Consider the following 21267-nt stretch of genomic DNA (forward strand, 5'->3'; position numbering starts at 1 on the left):
GATGTTTAATGATTTTGTTTTAATTGAAGCGCACTAATGACATCAAATTCATCCTTGAGTTTGTCATAGAGACGCTCATATAAGTAAAACAGTTCTATGTATGTTTCATTGTTCTCCATATTTGGTTCATGCCGGGCAGAGATTCGAATCCAATCTTGAACCTCTTCTATCTCTTCCATATAACCTAAACTATGAAGTGCGAGCACAGCCGCCCCAAGTGCTGATGCCTCGTAGCTTTCTGGAACAAGTACTTCCCTGCCCATCGTATCCGCTAAAATTTGCCGCCACAGCGGAGATCGCGCAAATCCGCCCGACGCCCTGACATCCTTTGCTGAACCGGTTAAATCCCTTAAGGCCACACCGATTGAGAAAACACTCATAATGACGCCTTCTAACACAGCTCTGATAAAATGCTCCCGCTTATGCTGAAGACCGATCCCAAAGAAAGTGCCTCTCGCATTTGGATTCCAATAAGGCGCTCGCTCACCTGTTAAAAATGGCAGAAACAGTAGCCCCTCTGAGCCGGCTGGAACTTTTTTCGCAATGTCAATCATCAGGTCGTAAGGGTCCACTCCAAGGCGCTTTGCTACCTCTACCTCCGAGGATCCAAATTCATCCTTCAGCCATCTCAGCATGATCCCGCCATTATTCGTCGGTCCTCCAACCACCCAATGCTTATCAGTCAGCGCATAGCAGAACGTTCTTGATTGTTCATCTGTTATTGGTTTGTCCACGACCGTACGAACTGCACCGCTTGTCCCAATCGTGACAGCCACCTCACCTTTTCCAATCGCTCCCACACCTAAGTTCGCTAGAACCCCATCATTCGCACCAACCACAAATGGTGTATCTTCCGCAATGCCCATTCGCAGGGCGATCTCTGGCTGAAGCCCTCTCAGCTGATACGTCGTGGGAACAAGTTCAGACAATTGATCAGCTTCAATTCCAGCAATACGCAGCGCCTGCTCATCCCATTGAAGCGTTTCCAAACGGAACAGTCCCGTTGCTGAAGCGATTGAATAATCGACGACATACTGACCGAAGAAATGATAAAGAATATATTCTTTGATGGAAATGAATTTCGCTGCCTTCTTAAAGACATCAGGTGCCATTTCCTTGATCCACCGTATTTTTGAAAGCGGTGACATTGGATGGATCGGCGTGCCGGTTCTTGTATACACTTGGAAGCCGTCCATGTCTGAAGTGATTCGATTCGCTTGTTCTGCACTTCTGTTATCTGCCCAAATGATACTGTTCGTTAACGCCTTGCCATCCTTATCCATCACAATCAAGGAATGCATCGCTGTACTAATTCCGACGCCTATGAGATGTTTTGCATCAAATGCTGCTTTTGTCAACGCACCTCTTACACTTGCAATGACGGCTTCTAATATATGTTCAGGGTCCTGTTCAACCCATGCTGGCTGGGGCTGAATGAGATCATAAGGAACCGAATGCTTTGCTATCACTTTCCCCTGTGGTCCAAACAGAACCGCCTTTGTACTTGTTGTTCCAATATCCAAACCAATTACCGCCTGGTTTTCCTTCATCTGTATCACGCCCAATCATTGATTTGAAATCATATTTTATTGTTTTGATATACCTGTTAAATCCCATTATAGGAATAATTTTTTCGACATTCAACGACTGAAAAGAAAATTATTTTCACTTAAAAGCTCAAAATCGTTACCACAACGGCATTTTTCACTAATAGAAAAATTTATTTTTGAAACCATTACACCCTTTTTTGTGAAATGGTTTCTCTCATTTGTTTTAAATTGGTTAAAGTTTCCTGCTGTCTTAAGTGAGCAAGTGCAAAGTATAGTACGTCAATGACAGTGAGCTGAGCAAGTCTTGCAGACATCGCTTCTGTTCGAAAAGCCGTTTCCTGTGTCGAAGTATACAACGTGACATCGGCAAGCTGGCTCAATGGAGAGCGTTGATAACTTGTAATACCGATGGTTTTCGCTCCTTTTTCCTTTGCTGTTTTCATCGCATCGAGTAAATCTTTATTACGGCCAGAATGAGATATACCGATCACTGTACTGTGCTGGTCGAGAAGACCGGCAGACATCGCTTGAAAATGGGAATCGGTGTGAACAATACAGTTGATGCCTGTCCTCATAAATTTATGAAAAGCGTCTGTTGCAATAAGTCCGGACCCGCCACTCCCATAAAACTCTAAGCGCTTTGCTTCATGAATGATTTGAATGGCTTTTTCTACATCCTCTGGATTCAGTAATTGAAAGCTATCCTTTAATGCGGATATATTCGCCTGAAAAACCTTTTGCATAAAAACGGCTGTATCATCATCAAGACTCATTTCTTCATCTACATAATCAGACTTTGTTTGATCTATTTCCTGGGCAATTGCGATTTTCAAATCTTGAAAGCCCTCAAATCCAAGCCTTTTACAAAGACGAAAAATCGTCGCCTCTGAACTCGCTGTCTTTTTGGCAAGCTCAACAATAGACAAATGAATAATGTCGCCGGGTTCACTCGTAATATGTTCTGCAATTCCTTTCAGTTTTGGCGGCAATCCTCTGCTTGCTGCTCGTATTTTTTCAATACTACTTAAACTGACAGAAGCCAATTGACTTCACTCCTTCCTTATTCATGTGAACGCATACATTTCCTCATGTTCCCATCTTATAAAAAAGAAGCCTGTTTGCACAGACTTCTTTTTTTATGAATTCATCGTTTTGATCAATAGATGAAAACAGATTTACTCAAAATTTTATAATATACACTTTTAGCTCAATAATCTACCACATTATTTTTAACTTCATTTTCTGTATTTCTTTCCAGGAATTTTAAGCATTTTACCCTTATTTCTTCTAAACTATCACTTAATTCTTGTGGTATTAAACTTTCTACATCTTCAAGTTCTGTTCCCAAATGAAGTATATTTATCAGTTCTTCATTTATCCCTTTCTTCTTTAAAACATCGATTGTTCGTGGACTGAACATGAGCTTTTCCGCTTCTTCTATAGTGATTAAACCTTCTTTTAGCGATATGATTATACCAATGATATTTATAACAATAATCCTATCTAAATCTTCATGTGAAGAATATCTTAGTTCTATTTTATTCATAAATCATTTCACACTCCAACCTTTTTTAACTTTCACATCATACACCAAACCAGATTTACTTTGAAAATAATGTACAGAAACCTTTTTTCCGTCTTTATAGCCATCTTTATATACTTTTTTCCAAGTCCCTCCTTCAATCTGTTTTAACTCAGATAACAACTTCTTATTATTTACTGTAACTTTTTTAGTCCCATTTTGAACAGCTTTAAAACCAGCAGGATATTTAGGGGCATATTTTATTGATTTATACAAATGTTTACTTGCTTTCACCCCGTTTACAAAAATAGTTCGAATGACAAGACCCCATACAGCATCGGCTTCTTTATAACCAATTTGGACACTTTTGTCTCTTGAAGAAGCCTCTCGATTAATATTGAATGTTACAGAAGGTGAAAATAACGATACAATTAAAGTAAAAATAATGAGAAAAGGGATACGTCTTTTCAATTTAAATTACCTCCTAATATTAACTATATAAAAAATAATATAACATAATAGGAATGTTACAACTATTTCATTCTGTAGAAAATTAAAATGAATCTTTATACTATTTAAAAGATATCTCTGTCTTTTAACATCTTATTTATTACAATATAAATTCATAAAGTAATGAATAAAAAGAATATACACTCCTCGGAGATAAAAATTAATGTTTACGTCCACAAAATATTCACTAAAATCTAATCATCTAGCGCAAGGACAATATCATTTAACCTACCGAAATATTAAAAGGCCCTTTTCAACTCATTTTTTCATAAAATCGAATTGGTATGATTCTTCTGAATCTTTTCCCCCTCACACTCGTATATACTAAAAGAGTGATTGATTTGAAAGGAGATCTGTTTGTGGGATATATTTTGTTATTTTCGGTTGTGATCGGTCTTGTCTTGACCCTTTTGCTCACACCGCTCAGGTTGATCGTTAGAAAGAAAGGGACAAAGCAGCAGGTGCCGCTCATGTGGATTGCTGGCCTTGCTTTGCTGTTCATGATCGGTATTTTTGTTTTCTATTACATCACCAATTTAGACCGGAACCCTTCATCTCTATGGCTGATTGGACTTGTTGTGACAGCAGCAGGAGCCTTTTTGTCGGTTGGATTGGAGCGTAAAATCAAAGGCGTGCTGTTTCTTATTCTATTGCTGCTCGGTGTTTACATGGCGACAGCTTTTCTATTCAATGCGAATGAGAAATTCGATGTCTCCAAAATGGAGCAAAAAGTAGAAATCAAAGCATTTGATGAAAAAGAAACACCTGCGAGTGTGCCGCCTCAATTTGCCCGGAACAAAATGAAGAAATCGTTCGGACAGGTGCCAAACACAAGCTACTATGAGCTTGGCAGCTTGCAAATTCAGAAGGTCAACGGTGAGTATGTATACATCGCTCCAGTGGAGTTCTCGGACTTCTTTAAATGGATTCGTGCAGGCAGCACGCCGGGTTACTTTACATTAAGTGCGACCGACTCCTCTGCTAATCCAAAGTTCGTGAAAACGGAGATGGTCTATACGCCTTCCTCCTATTTCAACAAAGAAATTGAGCGGCATATCCGTCTCCAGTACCCAGATTTGATTTTCTACGGCGGTACACAGCTGGAAATCAATGATGACGGCAAGCCTTATTACATTCAAACGTATGGCGATTTCATCTCTGCCCGAAACGGCTTTAAAGCTTCCGGTGTCGTCGTTGTTGATGCCAAAACGGGTGCAACGAAGAAATATGCTCTAGATCAAGTACCTGCCTTTATCGACGGTGCTGTTTCACCAGAGGCAGTCAGTCTGCAAAACAGCTATTTCGGAAACTATATTCACGGGTTCTGGAACAGTATGTTTGGAAAGTCAGATGTAAAGCTGCCTTCAGATGAAGGAACGGAAGCCAATGTGAGCCCGGTATTTGATTCAAAAGGAGATATGTATTACTTCACAGATTTCACAAGTCCGAAAGAGGGCGTTGATTCCATGCTCGGATATGCCCTGACCAATGCCCGAACAGGAAAAGCGACTTATTATACCGGAAATCTTGAAGAATCCTACATGGATTCTCAGGGCGCTCTGCAAATTATTGAGAAACGATTCATCGAGAAGAAATGGAAAGGGCGCATGCCGATTCTCTATAATTTCTATGGAGAAGCCAGCTGGCTCACACCGGTTCTCGATTCAAATGGATTCCTGCAAAACTACTTTATTGTTTCTGCAGCCAATCCTGAAATCGCCGCGTATGCTTCTACACCAAACGAAGCACTGAGAGCCTATAAGACAGCTCTTCAAAAAGGCGGCGGTACCGTTAACAGTTCCTCTAAGCAGGAAAAGAAAGAAGCGGCAGGGAAGGTCAAACGAGTCTACAAAGAAAAGACCGGTGATTATACAACCGTCACCTTCCTGCTAGACGATGGAAAAAGCTACACTATGTCATCTGAAAAGGAACCTCTCGTCATTTATTTAAAAGAGGGCGATCAGGTCACGATGAAATATACAGATACAGGTGAGATTTTCCTTCCAGTCGATGAAATCAAAATTAAAGGGTTATAAAAAAAGACGTTTCTCCTACTGAGGAGAAGCGTCCTTTTTCTCTTTCCTTAACAATTCAACGAGCAATTCCTTATTTTTATTTCCCCCGGTCATCGGTGACTCGACATAGGAGAACTTTCGTTTGAAATCCATGCCTCTGACAGAAATAACAGCCAATTCACCGCCAATGCTGCCTCGCTGGAGGACATATTTAGATAAAACAGAAAGACCCATTCCATGGATCACAGCTTCTTTAATCGCTTGATTGCTGCTAAAGGTCACAAAGGTTCGCGCTTTCAGTCCATTTGATTTCAGGACATGCTGTAAATATTCTCCTGTCCCTGATCCCTCTTCTCTCGTGATCCATGTTTCGTTTTGTAATTGATCAATGGTGACATCTTTTTTCTTGGCAAAAGGATGATCTAATGGCGCCACAATATAAAGTTCGTCCTCTAGAAAAGTTTCTACAGAAAGCTCCTTGTCATTGGTCTGTCCCTCGATCAAACCGATGTCGACATGGAATAAACGGACATGTCTGGCGATCGCCTCTGTATTATCAATGACCACCTCAATATCAACATGCGGATAGAGCTGATGAAACTCTGCCAATATTTGCGGCAGCACATACTCACCAATTGTGAAGCTCGCCCCGATGGTCAGCTTTCCTCTTGCCAAATGATGATGTTCATAAATGTCCTGCTTCGCCTGTTCATAGAGACGAATGATTTGTTTTGATCGATGGTACAGCATATCCCCAGTTGGTGTAACGGTTAATTGCTTTGGTGAACGATTCAGCAGAACGGTCTGGAATTCCTGCTCCAAGTTCTTAATATGAAGACTGACACTCGGCTGAGAAATTCGCAGCTTTTGGGCTGCTTTTGTAAAGTTCTTCTCCTCCACCACTGTCACAAATGTCTTCAGTGCATCGTAATACATCGGTCCCTCTCCTATCAGAAATCTTAATCCAACACCTTACCTATATATATCTTACTAATTCCTCTCCAGCACGTAAAGAACCGCCTAAACGAAAACAATTTAATAAAAATATTTACTAATTTTTTTAAAGACTCTATACTAAGAGGAGATATTTCCTATAGGAGGTGCTGATTTGGCAGCTAAAATAAAGGACATTGCAGAAAAAGCAGGCTTATCCATTGCAACGGTATCTCGCGTACTGAACCAAGATCCCAACCTATCCGTCACCGATCAAACACGCGAAAAAGTATATGCCGCCGCAGAAGCTTTGTCCTACCAAAAGAAGACATTCAAACATTCATTAAAAAAAATCGCCTTTCTCTATTGGATGACCGAAAAGGAAGAGCTTGAAGATATTTATTTTAAATCCATTCGACTCGGCATTGAGGAACTCACCAATACTCGGAGCTTAAATGTCACCGCTTACAATCCGTCTGATGGGCTTCATTCCATTGATTCTGCTACAGAAGGAATCATCGCCATCGGCCGCTTTAAAACGTCAGAGCTTGACCAATTATATGCGATCACTCCGCATATTGTCTTTATTGATACAACGCCAGATGAAGACCGTTTTGATTCTGTAAAGCCGAACCTGAAACGAATTGTTGAAAAGATCATCGATTCCTTTATCGAAAAAGAGCACCAATCCATTGGATTCATTGGCGGTACAGACCTTGATCTCAATACGAACGTGCACATTCCAGATATTCGTGAAACGACTTTCCGTGAATACATGATAACCCGCCATATGCTTGATGAGCGATTGGTCTATATCGGCCATCATTTCTCAGTAGATGAAGGCTACTCGCTGATGATGAAGGCGATTGACGAGCTTGGTGATGATCTGCCCACCGCTTTTTGTGTCGCTAGTGACCCTCTTGCCATCGGCTGCTTACAAGCATTAAATGAGCGCGGATTTTCTCTGCCGAATCGCGTCAGCGTCTTTAGTATCAACGATATTCATGTGTCTCAATATGTGTCGCCGCCGCTCACCACGTATCACATCCATACGTCATTACTTTGTGAGACAGCGATCGATTTACTTTTAGAAAGACTTGTGGATGGCAGAACATTGCCTAAGACTGTTCTGATTGCCTCAGAGCCTGTCTTTCGAAAAAGCACCATATAAACAAACTGGAAGTCCTGCCAAAGTGGAGGGCTTCTTTTCTCTCTATACGAGTAAAAAATTTTACTTAATAAATTTAATAAAATATGTTTACTTTTTTTACTTAAGTTGATATTCTCACATTAAGAAAGCGTTTTCTTATCATCTGTGAAAAAAGAACGAGAGGGGATTACCAATGAAAAAGGGAAAATGGGCGACATTATCAGCAGTCGTTGGTACTGCTGTGCTTCTGCTTTCAGCATGCGGGCCAGGAGATGACAATTCAAGCGGGACACAGCCAGCATCTACAGGTACAAAGACCTTGCTAGTATGGGAGGATGTCAAAAAGTCTGATGGGATTCAAGACGCTGTGAAAGAATTTGAAAAACAAAACGATGTGAAAATCAAAGTGGTCGAAAAAGCGTATGCCGACCAAATCGAAGCTCTCCGCCTTGATGGAGCAGCCGGGACAGGCCCAGACGTCATCACGATGCCTCACGATCAAATTGGATCAGCCGTCACTGAGGGGCTGTTACAGGAAATCAAGCCTGATCAAAAAGTGATCGATTCCTTTACAGACGAATCCATTCAATCACAAACGGTAGACGGCAAGCTGTATGGCCTTCCGAAATCCGTCGAAACGACAGTGCTTTTCTATAACAAAGACCTTGTCAAAAAGGCACCAACTACACTTGATGGCTGGTATGACCTTTCGAAAAAGCTGACAAAAGACGGGAAATACGGTTTTGTAGCGAAATGGGATGAAATTTACTATGCACAAAGTGTGTTAGGCGGGTCAGGGGGCTATATTTTCAAGCAGAAAAGCGATGGCTCTTATGATGTCAATGATATTGGTCTTAATAACGATGGCGCCATCGAAGGCGGAGCATACATTCAAAAATTCTTTAGCGAAGGACTTTTCCCGAAAGGCATCATTGGTGAACAAGGAATCAATGTCCTCAACTCCTTATTCACAGAGAAAAAGGCAGCAGCTGTCATTTCTGGTCCATGGTCATTTGGTCCATATAAAGAAGCTGGAATTGACTATGGCGTAACAGAGCTGCCAACACTCCCTAACGGAAAGCATATGAGCTCATTCTTAGGTGTAAAGAGCTACAACGTCTCCTCTTATTCTAAAAATAAAGAACTTGCTGAGAAATTTGTTGAGTTTATCACGAATGAAAAAAATTCGAAGAAGCGATTCGAAGTGACAGAGGAAATTCCACCAGTGAAAAAGCTGATGAAAGATCCAATCATTACTAAAAACGCAAATGCGGATGCTGTTTCAAAACAAACGAAATATGCCACGCTGACACCGAATACCCCTGAAATGGCAGAGGTGTGGAAGCCGATTGACAGTGCATTAGGTCTCATTGCAACAGGCCGGACAGATGTGAAAAAGGCATTTGATGATGCGGTCAATCAAATCGACTCTCAAATTAAAGCAAATCACTCTAAGTAATCATCAAACACGGGTAGCCTTTAAGTCTATCAAGCTGCCCGTATTTGATCTAATTTCATATGAAGTAGGTGTTAGACGTGACGGGTAACCTTGAACTAGACCGCACACACATAGTGGAATCAAAGACACACCGGAGACGGGCGCTAATGTTCTCCTTAATACCCGGGATGGGGCAGATGTACAACAAACAGTACGGCAAAGGGGCACTTTTTTTCCTGTTCGGCGTCTCTTTTTTCATCGTATTTTATGATTTATTCAATATTGGCTTTTGGGGGCTGTTCACACTTGGTACGATGCTGCCTCGTGACAACTCTGTTTTTCTTTTAGCAAAAGGGATTATTGCGCTGTTAACAGCTTGTTTTGGTATCGGCTTTTACGTACTCATGATGCGTGATGCTTTTATGAACGGAAAGAAACGTGATCAAGGGATTCCGCTTCATTCTATCCGAGCTCAATATCATCAGCTGATCGACCAAGGCTTTCCTTACTTAATGAGCACTCCTGCTTTCTTTTTACTTCTATTCTCTGTTGTCTTTCCTATTATGTTCAGCTTTGCGCTTGCCTTTACGAACTACGATTTATACCACTCGCCTCCTGCCAATCTGATCGATTGGGTAGGGATCAAGAACTTTCAAAATATCTTTTCAATTGATATTTGGAGAGACACTTTCATTGATGTACTTGGCTGGACCGTCGTATGGACGCTGGCTGCTTCGACCCTTCAATGTGCTGTCGGCATCTTTCTAGCGGTTCTGCTCAATCAGAAGGATTTAAAAGGAAAACGGTTTTTTAGAACCATTTTGATTCTCCCTTGGGCTGTTCCGGGCTTTGTGACCATTTTGGTGTTTGCCGGACTGTTCAACGATACATTTGGAGCCATTAACAACACACTTTTTGCATCGATTGGAATTGATCCAAAACCATGGCTGACAGATCCATTTTGGAGCAAAATTGCCCTCATTGCGATGCAGACTTGGCTTGGATTTCCTTTTGTTTTCATTATGACAACCGGTGTTTTGCAAGCAATTCCAGAGGATCTATACGAAGCTGCGACCATTGATGGGGCAAACTTCTTTCAGAAATTCCGGTCCATCACGCTACCGCTTGTCCTTTATTCCATTGCGCCTATATTAATCACGCAATATACGTTTAACTTTAACAACTTTAATATCATCTACTTATTTAATGGCGGAGGACCGCCTGTCGCTGGCTCAACTGCTGGGGGAACGGACATCTTGGTTTCTTGGATTTACAAACTCACGATGCAGTCTTCTCAATATGCACTCGCTGCAGCTGTCACGATCTTACTTTCAATCTTTGTCATCGCCATTGCACTCTGGCAGTTTAAGAGAACGAATTCATTCAAAGAGGAGGACATGATGTGATATGGGATCAAAACAAAACAAGCTCATTCGCCTGAGTATCACTTATTTCATCCTTTTCATTGCCTCCGTTTGTATTCTATATCCACTCCTTTGGACGATCGGCGCTTCCTTTAATCCTGGAAACAGCCTGATGAGCACAAGCATGTTTCCGAAGAATCCAACGTTCAGCCACTTTACAGAACTCTTCTTCGGTCAGGGAGCACTTTATGCAAAATGGTATTGGAACTCAATGAAAATCAGTATTGCGACTATGCTCTTAACGTTGATACTTGTCAGCTTTACAGGTTATGCCTTTTCTAGGTTCCGATTCAAAGGACGCAAGAATGGACTGATGCTCTTTTTGCTGCTGCAAATGATTCCTCAATTTTCAGCGCTGATTGCCATTTTTGTATTGGCTCAAATGCTTGGACTCATTAACAGCCACCTTGCCCTGATTTTGATTTATGCAGGTGGACAAATTCCGATGAATACGTATTTAATGAAAGGCTATCTTGATGCGATTCCAAAGGATCTCGATGAATCAGCCAGAATGGACGGCGCAGGGCATTTCCGGATTTTCATCCAAATTATTATGCCGCTCGCTAAGCCCATCTTAGCTGTTGTCGCAATCAACTCATTTACAGGTCCGCTGGGTGATTTCATCATTTCCAGTGTCATTGTCCGCTCACCCGAAATGTATACGCTCCCAATCGGTCTGTACAATCTTGTGTCAGACAAAATGGGTGCAAGCTACACGACCTTTGCAGCCGGGGCTTTACTCATTGCGATTCCAGTCGCTTTATTGTTCCTTGTTTTACAAAAACAATTTGTGTCCGGTCTCACACAAGGCGGGACAAAAGGATAAGGGGAGATTTGATGAAGAAATGGTTGCTTGTCACTGTTGTCGTTTTCTTTCTGATGGGATTAGGTATTCTGCCTGAAGCAAGGGCCGATACGATTTCTGTGAAACCGATCAATGGACTGCAAGGTGATTTCATCAAGGGAGCCGATATCTCGATGCTTGCAGAAGTGGAGAAAAGCGGCGGCAAATACTACAACCAGAACGGACAGCAGGTTGATCCGCTCAAGCTATTAAAGGATAAAGGTGTCAACTATGTGCGTATCAGACTGTGGAACCATCCATATGACAATCAAGGCCGTGCCTATAACGGCGGCACAAATGATCTCAATACAGCCATCGCTTTATCGAAACGTGCAAAAGCACAAAACATGAAAGTGCTGCTTGATTTTCACTACAGTGATTTCTGGACTGACCCCGGTAAACAATTCAAACCGAAAGCGTGGGCATCCCTCTCACAAAACGATTTAGAAAAAGCGGTCGGCACTTACACAGGCGATGTGCTCAAAGCGATGAGAGCGCAAAATGCCTTGCCGAATATGGTTCAGGTTGGGAATGAGTTGAACTCAGGTATGCTGTGGCCAAACGGAAAAAGCTGGGGTGAAGGCGGTGGTGAATTTGACCGGCTCGCTGCTTTGCTAAAAGCTGGCACAAATGCCGTCCGCTCTGTCGATTCAAACATCAAAATCATGCTTCACCTTGCACATGGCGGAGACAATGGTGCATCCCGCTGGTGGTTTGATGAAATCACAAAACGAGGCGTCTCCTTCGATACGATCGGTTTATCTTATTACCCGTATTGGGACGGCGGTTTTAGCGGTCTTACGTCCAATATGAATGATATTAGTGCCCGCTATAACAAAGACGTCATCGTGGTAGAAACTGCTTACGGCTTTACGACAGCAAACGGTGACAACCTAGATAACTCATTTAACCAAGACTCTGTCAATACAGCCGGCTATCCAGCCTCACCTCAAGGCCAGGCATCTTTTATACGAGATCTATCCGAAAAAATTTCACAAGTAAACAACAACCGCGGGAAGGGGTTCTTTTATTGGGAGCCGCTTTGGATTCCAGCGAAAGGTGCTCCGTGGTCTAGTCAATATGGGCTTGCTTATATCCAAACAACCGGGACTGTCGGAAATGCGTGGGAAAATCAAGCGATGTTCGATTTCAACGGAAAAGCACTGCCATCTCTTGATGTATTTAAACAAATGACACCGTAACTAAAAGGATAGGACGTGACAAAATGGGAAAGCGTTACCCACTCGTTCACCCAAATGTGAAAGGCTTTTTGCATGGTGGCGATTACAATCCAGATCAATGGCTCCATATGCCAGAGATCATAGACGAAGATTTTCGATTAATGAAGCTTGCACACTGTCAAACATTCTCCATCAACATTTTCGCATGGAGTAAGCTAGAGCCAAAAGAAGGTCAGTATGACTTTGCATGGCTGGATGACATCATGGACCGCTTAGCAGCGCAGGGGGCACACGCCATTCTCGCAACGCCAAGCGGAGCAAGACCTGCTTGGCTGTCACAAACATATCCAGAAGTATTGCGCGTCGAAGCGAATCGTCAGCGTAACTTACATGGACTGCGCCATAATCATTGCTTCACCTCTCCGGTTTATCGAGAAAAAACGAATACACTCAACCGGCTGCTTGCGGAACGCTACAAGGATCATCCAGCACTGATCATGTGGCACATTTCGAATGAGTACGGCGGCGAGTGTCATTGCGACCTGTGCCAGGAAGCATTTCGAGACTATTTGAAAGACAAATACAATCATGATCTTGAGGCTTTAAATCAAGCATGGTGGACAGGATTTTGGAGCCATACGTATAGTGATTGGTCACAAATCGAGTCACCTGCACCGCATGGGGAGCACATGATTCACGGCATGAACCTGGATTGGAAGCGCTTTGTCACAGCACAAACGATCAATTTTTATCAAAATGAAATTAAGCCGCTGCGGGAATTGACGCCTCATATCCCAGTAACCACGAACTTTATGGGCGACTATCCGCATATGCGTCCATTCCTTGGGCTGGATTATCATCAATTTGCAAAAGAGGTCGATGTGATCTCATGGGATAGCTATCCTGCTTGGCATAGCGGCAGAGAAACAACGGCAGAATTAGCATCAAACGTTGCCTTTGTACATGATTTGTATCGTTCCTTAAAGGACGGACAGCCGTTTCTCGTCATGGAGAGTACGCCTAGCCTTGTAAACTGGCATGAAGTGAACAAGGTCAAACATAAAGGCATGGCACACCTTTCTGCCATGCAGGCAATTGCCCACGGATCAGACTCCGTACTATATTTCCAATGGCGGCAAGGCCGAGGCGCCTCTGAGAAATTCCACGGTGCCGTTGTCGATCATTCTGGCCATGAACATACGCGTGTGTTTCAAGAGGTAGCTGATCTAGGAAAACAACTGGAGCAGCTGCAGCCAATTGCGGGCACGTCCGTTCAGCCAGAAGTCGCCATCATTTACGATTGGGAAAATCACTGGGCCATTGATGATGCGCAAGGCTTAAATAACACAAACAAACGCTATGTAGAGGCTTGTCAAACTCACTATCGAAGCTTTTGGAAAAAAGGAATCCCTGTTGACATTGTCGGAATGGAAAAAGATTTCTCATCCTATCGTGTGCTCATTGGGCCAATGCTCTACATGATCAAACCAGGCGTTGCAGAGAAAATTGAAGCCTTTGTCAAAGAGGGCGGCATTTTTATCGCGACTTACTGGAGCGGCATAGTCGACGAAAATGATCTCTGTTTCCTCGGCGGTTTTCCTGGTCCTCTCCGCCATGTACTTGGCATTTGGGCAGAGGAAATCAACACATTGATGCCTGATGAACATGTGTTAATGACCACAGGGAATGGACGCACCTATCATGTCGGACAATACTGCGAATCCATACACCCTGAGACGGCCTCTGTGCTAGGGCATTTTGAGAATGGCTGCTACGAAGGACAGCCGGCCCTGACTGTCCGTTCATTAGAAAGAGGGAAAGCATACTATATGGCCTCAGAAAATGATCAGGCTTTTTATGATGAATTTTACGAAGACCTTATCGCAGGTATTGGCATACAGCCCGTCCTATCCACTGCAATTCCAGAAGGAGTCAGTGTACAAAAACGAACAGACGGTACGCAGGACTATGTGTTTTTGATGAATTTCACAGAAGAGCAGCAGAACATATCACTAGATTCAGAGGCAAGTTATGAGAATATGCTGACTGGACAGCAAGTGTCTGAGCAGCTTCAACTTGATCCTTACGAGTATGTCATCTTGAAAAAATAGTTGAAAGAAGCGTCCATTTATTGGGCGCTTTTTGATTTAATAAGTCTAAATACCCATATTAATCATTGTGAACTTTAATCGTTATTTTTATCTAAATTTTTTTACAATATTTGATGCCGCGACACGACTGGTCTCTCCATCCTTTTTTACCATTGTATAGGTATGAAAGCGGTTGCTTCTTACTCATAAATTTGATACCCTTTTTTTTCAATGCAGCTGTGGGAATGCATTGGATGAAAAGTATAGACAAATGTAAACGGTTTATTTGTAGGGGGAGGGGCTTATGTTAACGTTTGTTGGATTGATGATTATTTTAACGATTGTTGTGCTGCTGATTTGGGGGAAAGCAAGTCCAATTGTCGCCATGGTCATGGTGCCTTTAATAGGGGCACTCATTGCGGGATTTGGGATCAATGACATTCAAACCTTCTTCGAGGAAGGGATTATCAAAGTATTGCCGGTGGCGACCATGTTTATCTTCGCCATTTTATTTTTTGGCATTTTGCAAGATACAGGGTTCTTTGAACCTGTAATTAAAACTTTAATCAAGCTGACAAAAGGAAATGTTGTCACAGTTGCAATGGGAACTGCTTTGATTGGGGTGATCGCACACTTAGACGGAGCAGGGGCTACGACCTTTTTATTAACTGTACCTGCACTGCTTCCGCTTTATAAAAAATTACATATGAGTCCTTATTTACTGCTGTTATTAATCGGGACGAGTGCTGGATTAACCAATATGATTCCATGGGCTGGACCGACTGGACGGGCAGCAAGTGTCCTGAATATGGACCCCTCTGAGCTCTGGGTTCCGCTCATTCCAATTCAGCTCATTGGCGTTGTGCTCGTGTTAGGGATGGCATTCATGTTAGGAAAGAGGGAAGAAAAGCGAATTCGGGTGAAAATTGCTGCAAATGAAATAGCTGCGGTTCAACTAGAAGGTGCAGATTGGGATCGTGCCATTCAGTCTATTAGTGAAACGGGAGACGCCTCTTTAAAGCGTTATCATCTCATTTGGGTGAACCTTGTTCTGTTTTTGTGTGTTGTGGTGCTTCTCGTGTTGAACGTGATTCCTGCTAGTTTTATGTTTATGATTGGTCTGTCTCTCGCACTATTAATTAACTTTCCGAATGTGAATCTGCAAATGGAAAGGATCAAGGCACACGCACCTAGTGCGCTGATGATGGCGGCTGTGATTTTTTCCGCAGGGTCATTTTTAGGAATTCTTGAAGGCACAGGGATGCTGAAAGCCATTGCTGTTGACAGTATTCACATTTTACCAGCCTTCTTGCTGCCATTTTTACATATCATTGTTGGGATGCTTGGAGTGCCGCTCGATATGCTGACAAGTACAGATGCCTATTATTACGCCCTTCTGCCAATTGTTGAATCCATTACATCTGAAGTTGGCGTACCAGGTACTTCTGCGGCATATGCCATGATGATTGGGAACATCATTGGAACCTTTGTCAGCCCGCTTGCTCCCGCTGTTTGGCTCGCCGTAGGTCTTGCAGGGGTTGATATGGGGAAACACATCCGCTACTCCTTCTTTTGGATGTGGGGATTTAGTATTATCCTTCTGTTTGTGGCGATGCTGATTGGCATCATTTAAAAAGAAAGACATGCGCGGATATGCGCATGTCTTTTCTTTCATTATGAAGGATATTCACTTGTGTGAATGTCTGTATTCGGCTTTCTAATAAGAGACATTAATCCAATGATAAACAATAGAACCATTGGAGCGAATGCAAGGCCAACTGTTCCAATTAAAAGAGTCACAGCAGAAACCAAGAAAAGAATACCTGAAAGCACGGCACGACGGTCAGTTTTCAAGAAAATCACACCTACAATCGACAGCACAGCCGCAATTGCGGAAACGACCATAAACTGAGTACCAAATGCATTGACAGAAGCTTGAAGTGTTTCAATCGGCAATGTTTCCCCTTCCTCTTTCAACACTTCATTGATTTCATCATAAAAAGATGGACCCACAGAAAGGATTAATGCCCCAAACCCGACACCAATGGCATTGAGGACAATACTAATAATCCCCATAATTTTTTCACCTTTACGTTTAATCATGTGTAAACCTCCTAAAAAATTAAATTAACCTGTTTTCACTTCTCGCTTTTGGAAGACGATTAAGGCAATAGCTAAGAAAATAGCCCAATAGATGACTAGGACGATTAGTGAGAATCCTAGGGACATACCTTCGATAACTGTAACCTGTTCCATAAAGTATTGGGATGGATCGTTTGCAAATAACAGATATTTTGACCAATCAAAAAAGAGCATTAAAATACCTGTGACTGATCCACCCACAATATACGCTAACACACTAATGGCAATGGAGATAGCTTCACTTCTAAACACTGTAGAAATGGCGAACGAAAGGGTTCCCAAAACGACAAACATTGCACAATGAGCGAGATAATAATAGACCATATTGGCAAACTGTGAACGTTCAATCACTTCACCATTTTGATACACCAAATTCACATAATCAGTGTTAAGTCCAAAGAAAATAGCACCCAATATGAATGACAAGATAAATAGCACCACAACAAGTAAAAGAGCATACAGCTGCACCGTAATATATTTAGATATTAGGATCTTTAGCCTTGATGGTGGACGAATCAATAATAATTTAATTGTACCATGCTTGTATTCAGCCGATACAATGGTGGAAGCAATAATGATCACAAACACACCGACTAGTTGAAGTAAATTGGCGTTTGTTTTCACATAGTCCCATACACTGTGGCTAAACTGATCAGCTGGCGGCAAATTATGCTTGATTCGATAATCATTAATAGCGATCTCTTTTTCAAGCTCTCTTTTAAAGAAACCATTCTCTGTCTCTTTGAGCTCCTTCTTGTTTTCCTTATTCATCATTTCTAGCTGGGTTTTCCAATCACCTGAAGCTTGATCTTTGTCATTTGTTTTCACTACAAAAATCAGCGTGGCAACCATACCTAATACAAGAAGCCCAACCATAATCCAAGTTCCAACACGATAACTGATTTTCATCCACTCGTTTTGAATGAGGCGAATCATACGTCTGCCTCCTTTTTACCTGTTAAGCTTAAGAACTTATCTTCTAAGGTTTGTTTTTCAATTTTGATCTCGTACAAATGAATAGACGCGCTGCTCAAATGACGGATTAATTCTGGCATTTTTTGTTCTGGCATAGAGAAAAATAAGTACTGCTCCTCTTCTCTTACAGTGACGCCTTCCTCAAATGCACCAATGAGCTTCTGTGCTTCTTCAAGCTCCCCTGCTGCCACCTTCATTCGATAATTAACCAAATCATCCTGCTTCGTCTCAGCACGCTGATCCTCAATCGCAATCAGCTTTCCGGTTTGGATAATTGCAAAGCGATCACACATCAATTCCATCTCTGACATGAGGTGACTTGAAACAATTACAGCCAGCCCTTCTTCCTTCGCAAGCCTTCTCAAGTAATCTCGTATCATTCGAATCCCCTCAGGATCAAGTCCATTGGTTGGCTCATCTAAGATTAGCAGTTTCGGTCTATGTATGAGTGCCTGCGCAATGCCCAATCGCTGTTTCATTCCTAATGAAAATGTACGCACACGTTTATGTTTCACATGCTGTAAGCTGACTAGCTCTAACAGCTCATCAATTCGCGCTTCATCCACTTTCCCATTCATTCTGGCAAAGTGAACAAGATTTTGTCTTGCCGTTAAATGATTATACATTTCTGGATTTTCAATAATCGCACCGACATGTTGGATAGCATGCTGATAGGAGGTTTGAATACTATGACCATTAATCAGAATGTCACCAGATGTAATGGGAGAAAGACCGACCATCATACGAATGGTTGTTGTTTTCCCTGCACCATTTGGTCCTAAGAAGCCAAAGACTTCGCCCGCTTGGACAGAAAAGCTCAAGTCTTGAACAATCTTTTTCCCGTGAATATGCCTAGATACATTATGCAGTTCTAAAACGTTCGTCACGTTACCTCTCCTTCTGTGTCTAAGTATCATCTATCATTCTATTTCCTGATAAACACCATGATCCGTCAAAAATAGAAGAACACTTCCATATGGTACAGCAATGCCCAAAAGTTGTGAAGGGGATTAGCCGAAATTTACCGAATCATCTGCCTTTTTTAAGGTAGGGTTAAGGTAATGATTTAAAAAACTCTAATTCTATATTACTTAAAGACTGTGGGATTCAAAATACGCTCCCGCCTTACTCTCGTAACATAAATATATAATAGAGGCATGCAATAAGATGTAAAGATAAGTCCCCCTGTTTTTTTTCAATACTCACTGTTGCAGGAGGTATTATTTTATCGTATGTAATTTCAGCTATCGTCTGCTCTGAGCTTTCTAATCTTACACGATTATTGGCAAAACCCTTCTTTAGATAATATGTAGTATCATCTATTACTAATTTCATCATTGGATTTATTTTGATTTTAGTTCTATCTTCTAATATTAACTTTCCTTTATCTTTACATTCTATCACCCAGTTTGAACGAAACATGGATTGGAGGGATTTATTTTCAATAGCTGTTACAACCATATTAGAATTCGAATCCATTACCTCAACATTCACATAAAACTCATCAAATATGTAATCAATCAACTTTTCCACTTTATTTGTATAAAATCTTTTTATAAATCCAATGTTAACACCATCTTTATTAATAATTGGTATACATTTGGTCGTTTTTTTGATTACAGGCTTCTTAAAATACCCAAACTCCATTTTTATCTCCCATTTATTTTTTGGACTCAATTAATTTATGAAATGTTAAGCTTAAATTATTCCAATAATGTATACGGATATTCCTTTGAATAGTTCCTCATCATTTTAAAAACTGTATAAAAATATAAAACACCTAATTTATTAAGGGATATGTTTCCTTTAACAATTTAGGTGTTTTTTGTACAACTATAACATTCTTATACTTATTTCTTGCTCAGATTTAGCCTTCATCGGCAAGTTCTAATAGTATAGCTTTTTTTGTTTATATCTTTTTCACAAACTCTGATTTTAATTTCATTGCGCCGAAGCTAGGAATTTTACAATCAATGTTATGATCGCCTTCAACTAAACGAATGCCTTTGACCTTCGTTCCTATTTTCAAAACGGATGATGAACCTTTTACTTTTAGATCTTTAATGACAGAGACCGTGTCCCCATCACTTAACAGGTTCCCATTCGCATCTTTGACAACAAGCTGTTCCTCTGCCGCTTGTTCTTGTTCAAGTGACCATTCATGCGCACATTCAGGACAAATCAGCAAACTGCCGTCCTCGTAAGTATAAGGTGAGCTGCACGAAGGACAATTCGGTAGATTAGACATTTTTGTTTCCTCCAACTTTCTACATCATTTATATCGATTTTACCACATTTCTTATAGAAGGAATGTGATAGAAAAGGAAACATTTTTCATCGTTTACTTCTTTCTTCCAATTTTTAACGCAGCCGCGATATTCCGAGCCGTTCTCTCTACATGAAGATTCGCATCTTGTATCGCCTCAGAAAGAGAGGTAATACCTGGAACGATACTAAACAGTGCATCAATTCCATGATCGTGTACGACTGCACTGTCATTTGCAAGAGAGCCTGCGATGCCAATCACAGGCAGATGATACTGCTTCGCTGCTTTTGCTACACCGATTGGCGTTTTTCCATAAATGGTCTGCCGGTCAATTCGGCCTTCTCCCGTAATGACAAGGTCTGCCTCCTTGATGACGTCATCAAAATGAACAGCCTTCAGCACAATATCGATTCCTCTTTGCAAATCGGCTTGTAAAAAGCCTAATAAACTCGCACCAAGCCCTCCTGCCGCTCCTGCCCCTGCTGCATCTCCAAAAGAGACATTGAACTGCTTTTCAGCTACTTGTGCAAAATGAGCCAGATTCTTGTCTAACACTTGAACCATTTCTTCATCTGCTCCTTTTTGAGGACCGAAAACAGCAGACGCTCCTCTCTCACCCGTTAAAGGATTATCCACATCACAAGCCGCCTCCAGACGGACGGATTGCAGTCTTGGATCGAGTCCAGATAAATCAATTGAAGCTAATTGATGAAGTGCCCCGCCGCCTGACGTCAGGGAATGTCCTGTGTTATCAAGGAAAGCTGCACCTAATCCTTGCATCATCCCAACACCGCCATCATTTGTTGCACTTCCTCCAAGCCCAATGATCACATGCTTCGCTCCTATATCCAGCGCTGCAAGTATTAATTCACCCGTTCCTCTCGATGTCGTCCATAACGGATTACGTTTTTCTCGGGGTACAAGATGTAAACCAGAGGCTGCAGCCATCTCTATGACAGCAGTCTGACCGTCTCCTAACATGCCAAAAAAGGCATTCACTGGCTCACCAAGCGGGCCCGTGACCACTTGATGAACAATGTGTCCGCCCGTCGCATCAACCAACGATTGAACGGTCCCCTCTCCTCCATCTGCCATTGGCAGTTTGATATACTCTGCGTTTGGCAAAACAGAACGAAATCCTCGTTCAATGGCACATGCTGTCTCATAAGCAGACAAACTTTCTTTAAATGAATCTGGTGCGATCACAATTTTCATCCTAAAGCCCCT

General features: G+C 41.8%; 19 protein-coding genes. 8 read left to right on the forward strand and 11 right to left on the reverse strand.

All coding sequences use genetic code 11. The annotated features are described in order from the left end of the window. Positions 1-5: 5 nt before the first annotated feature. The 4 genes from gntK to MHB69_RS18690 form a co-directional block, all read right to left on the reverse strand. A complete protein-coding gene (gene gntK / locus MHB69_RS18675; RefSeq protein WP_342495844.1) occupies positions 6-1550 on the reverse strand; it encodes a gluconokinase in 1545 nt (514 codons plus the stop codon). A gap of 185 nt (positions 1551-1735) precedes the next feature. Further along, positions 1736-2593 (reverse strand): MurR/RpiR family transcriptional regulator, encoded by an 858-nt coding sequence (locus tag MHB69_RS18680; RefSeq protein ID WP_342495845.1) that lies wholly within the window; start codon positions 2591-2593, stop codon positions 1736-1738. 164 nt (positions 2594-2757) lie between these two features. Next, positions 2758-3096, reverse strand: coding sequence for a DUF3969 family protein (locus MHB69_RS18685; protein WP_051627327.1), 339 nt, complete (start codon positions 3094-3096; stop codon positions 2758-2760). Between the two features lie 3 nt (positions 3097-3099). Continuing rightward, positions 3100-3543 (reverse strand): hypothetical protein, encoded by a 444-nt coding sequence (locus MHB69_RS18690; protein ID WP_024427564.1) that lies wholly within the window; start codon positions 3541-3543, stop codon positions 3100-3102. A gap of 398 nt (positions 3544-3941) precedes the next feature. Between MHB69_RS18690 and MHB69_RS18695 the strand changes: the two genes are divergently transcribed. Continuing rightward, on the forward strand, positions 3942-5618 hold the full coding sequence (locus MHB69_RS18695) for a hypothetical protein (RefSeq protein WP_098677070.1): 1677 nt from the start codon (positions 3942-3944) through the stop codon (positions 5616-5618). A gap of 15 nt (positions 5619-5633) precedes the next feature. Here the strand turns inward: MHB69_RS18695 and MHB69_RS18700 are convergent, their stop codons facing one another. After that, positions 5634-6533 (reverse strand): LysR family transcriptional regulator, encoded by a 900-nt coding sequence (locus tag MHB69_RS18700; protein ID WP_034281399.1) that lies wholly within the window; start codon positions 6531-6533, stop codon positions 5634-5636. 172 nt (positions 6534-6705) lie between these two features. Between MHB69_RS18700 and MHB69_RS18705 the strand changes: the two genes are divergently transcribed. From MHB69_RS18705 to MHB69_RS18735, 7 genes are all read left to right on the forward strand, one after another. Next, a complete protein-coding gene (locus MHB69_RS18705) occupies positions 6706-7701 on the forward strand; it encodes a LacI family DNA-binding transcriptional regulator (RefSeq protein ID WP_034281400.1) in 996 nt (331 codons plus the stop codon). A 172-nt stretch (positions 7702-7873) separates the two neighbouring features. After that, on the forward strand, positions 7874-9139 hold the full coding sequence (locus tag MHB69_RS18710; RefSeq protein ID WP_046312690.1) for an extracellular solute-binding protein: 1266 nt from the start codon (positions 7874-7876) through the stop codon (positions 9137-9139). Positions 9140-9306: 167 nt separating this feature from the next. Continuing rightward, positions 9307-10524: a sugar ABC transporter permease gene (locus MHB69_RS18715; RefSeq protein ID WP_282102253.1), complete on the forward strand. Its 1218-nt coding sequence runs from the start codon at positions 9307-9309 to the stop codon at positions 10522-10524. 1 nt (position 10525) lies between these two features. Beyond that, entirely contained in the window at positions 10526-11368 is an 843-nt protein-coding gene (locus tag MHB69_RS18720; protein ID WP_007497274.1) for a sugar ABC transporter permease, read from the forward strand. Positions 11369-11379: 11 nt separating this feature from the next. After that, positions 11380-12588: a glycosyl hydrolase 53 family protein gene (locus MHB69_RS18725; RefSeq protein WP_061110302.1), complete on the forward strand. Its 1209-nt coding sequence runs from the start codon at positions 11380-11382 to the stop codon at positions 12586-12588. Positions 12589-12611: 23 nt separating this feature from the next. Further along, positions 12612-14678: a beta-galactosidase gene (locus MHB69_RS18730; RefSeq protein ID WP_342495846.1), complete on the forward strand. Its 2067-nt coding sequence runs from the start codon at positions 12612-12614 to the stop codon at positions 14676-14678. Positions 14679-14961: 283 nt separating this feature from the next. After that, positions 14962-16290, forward strand: a complete 1329-nt coding sequence (locus MHB69_RS18735; protein ID WP_046312681.1) for a citrate:proton symporter — start codon at positions 14962-14964, stop codon at positions 16288-16290. A 41-nt stretch (positions 16291-16331) separates the two neighbouring features. Here MHB69_RS18735 and MHB69_RS18740 read toward each other — a convergent pair whose 3' ends face one another. From MHB69_RS18740 to MHB69_RS18765, 6 genes are all read right to left on the reverse strand, one after another. Next, positions 16332-16760 carry a DUF4064 domain-containing protein gene (locus tag MHB69_RS18740; RefSeq protein WP_046312679.1) on the reverse strand — a complete coding sequence of 143 codons (429 nt, stop codon included), beginning with the start codon at positions 16758-16760 and terminating at the stop codon, positions 16332-16334. A gap of 24 nt (positions 16761-16784) precedes the next feature. Next, on the reverse strand, positions 16785-17735 hold the full coding sequence (locus tag MHB69_RS18745; protein ID WP_125586948.1) for an ABC transporter permease: 951 nt from the start codon (positions 17733-17735) through the stop codon (positions 16785-16787). After that, positions 17732-18661, reverse strand: a complete 930-nt coding sequence (locus MHB69_RS18750; protein ID WP_034281408.1) for an ABC transporter ATP-binding protein — start codon at positions 18659-18661, stop codon at positions 17732-17734. The genes MHB69_RS18745 and MHB69_RS18750 overlap by 4 nt, the downstream gene beginning before the upstream one ends. Positions 18662-18899: 238 nt before the next feature. Beyond that, on the reverse strand, positions 18900-19421 hold the full coding sequence (locus tag MHB69_RS18755; RefSeq protein WP_034281409.1) for a hypothetical protein: 522 nt from the start codon (positions 19419-19421) through the stop codon (positions 18900-18902). A 262-nt stretch (positions 19422-19683) separates the two neighbouring features. Further along, the gene (locus MHB69_RS18760) at positions 19684-20022 is read right to left on the reverse strand and encodes a zinc ribbon domain-containing protein YjdM (protein WP_034281410.1); all 339 of its coding nucleotides are present in this window, start codon (positions 20020-20022) and stop codon (positions 19684-19686) included. Positions 20023-20115: 93 nt separating this feature from the next. Next, on the reverse strand, positions 20116-21255 hold the full coding sequence (locus MHB69_RS18765) for a glycerate kinase (RefSeq protein ID WP_342495847.1): 1140 nt from the start codon (positions 21253-21255) through the stop codon (positions 20116-20118). Positions 21256-21267 lie beyond the last annotated feature (12 nt).

The sequence above is a fragment of the Bacillus sp. FSL K6-0994 genome (genome assembly GCF_038630815.1).
Classification (GTDB): Bacteria; Bacillota; Bacilli; order Bacillales; family Bacillaceae; genus Bacillus; species Bacillus safensis.

Coding starts and splice junctions, on each gene's coding strand:
- MHB69_RS18760 (WP_034281410.1), bottom strand. CDS start 20,022: ATGTCTAATCTACCGAATTGTCCTTCGTGCAGCTCACCTTATACTTAC.
- MHB69_RS18685 (WP_051627327.1), bottom strand. CDS start 3,096: ATGAATAAAATAGAACTAAGATATTCTTCACATGAAGATTTAGATAGG.
- MHB69_RS18715 (WP_282102253.1), top strand. CDS start 9,307: ATGGGGCAGATGTACAACAAACAGTACGGCAAAGGGGCACTTTTTTTC.
- MHB69_RS18765 (WP_342495847.1), bottom strand. CDS start 21,255: ATGAAAATTGTGATCGCACCAGATTCATTTAAAGAAAGTTTGTCTGCT.
- gntK (WP_342495844.1), bottom strand. CDS start 1,550: ATGAAGGAAAACCAGGCGGTAATTGGTTTGGATATTGGAACAACAAGT.
- MHB69_RS18725 (WP_061110302.1), top strand. CDS start 11,380: ATGAAGAAATGGTTGCTTGTCACTGTTGTCGTTTTCTTTCTGATGGGA.
- MHB69_RS18730 (WP_342495846.1), top strand. CDS start 12,612: ATGGGAAAGCGTTACCCACTCGTTCACCCAAATGTGAAAGGCTTTTTG.
- MHB69_RS18700 (WP_034281399.1), bottom strand. CDS start 6,533: ATGTATTACGATGCACTGAAGACATTTGTGACAGTGGTGGAGGAGAAG.
- MHB69_RS18755 (WP_034281409.1), bottom strand. CDS start 19,421: ATGGAGTTTGGGTATTTTAAGAAGCCTGTAATCAAAAAAACGACCAAA.
- MHB69_RS18720 (WP_007497274.1), top strand. CDS start 10,526: ATGGGATCAAAACAAAACAAGCTCATTCGCCTGAGTATCACTTATTTC.
- MHB69_RS18740 (WP_046312679.1), bottom strand. CDS start 16,760: ATGATTAAACGTAAAGGTGAAAAAATTATGGGGATTATTAGTATTGTC.
- MHB69_RS18735 (WP_046312681.1), top strand. CDS start 14,962: ATGTTAACGTTTGTTGGATTGATGATTATTTTAACGATTGTTGTGCTG.
- MHB69_RS18745 (WP_125586948.1), bottom strand. CDS start 17,735: ATGATTCGCCTCATTCAAAACGAGTGGATGAAAATCAGTTATCGTGTT.
- MHB69_RS18710 (WP_046312690.1), top strand. CDS start 7,874: ATGAAAAAGGGAAAATGGGCGACATTATCAGCAGTCGTTGGTACTGCT.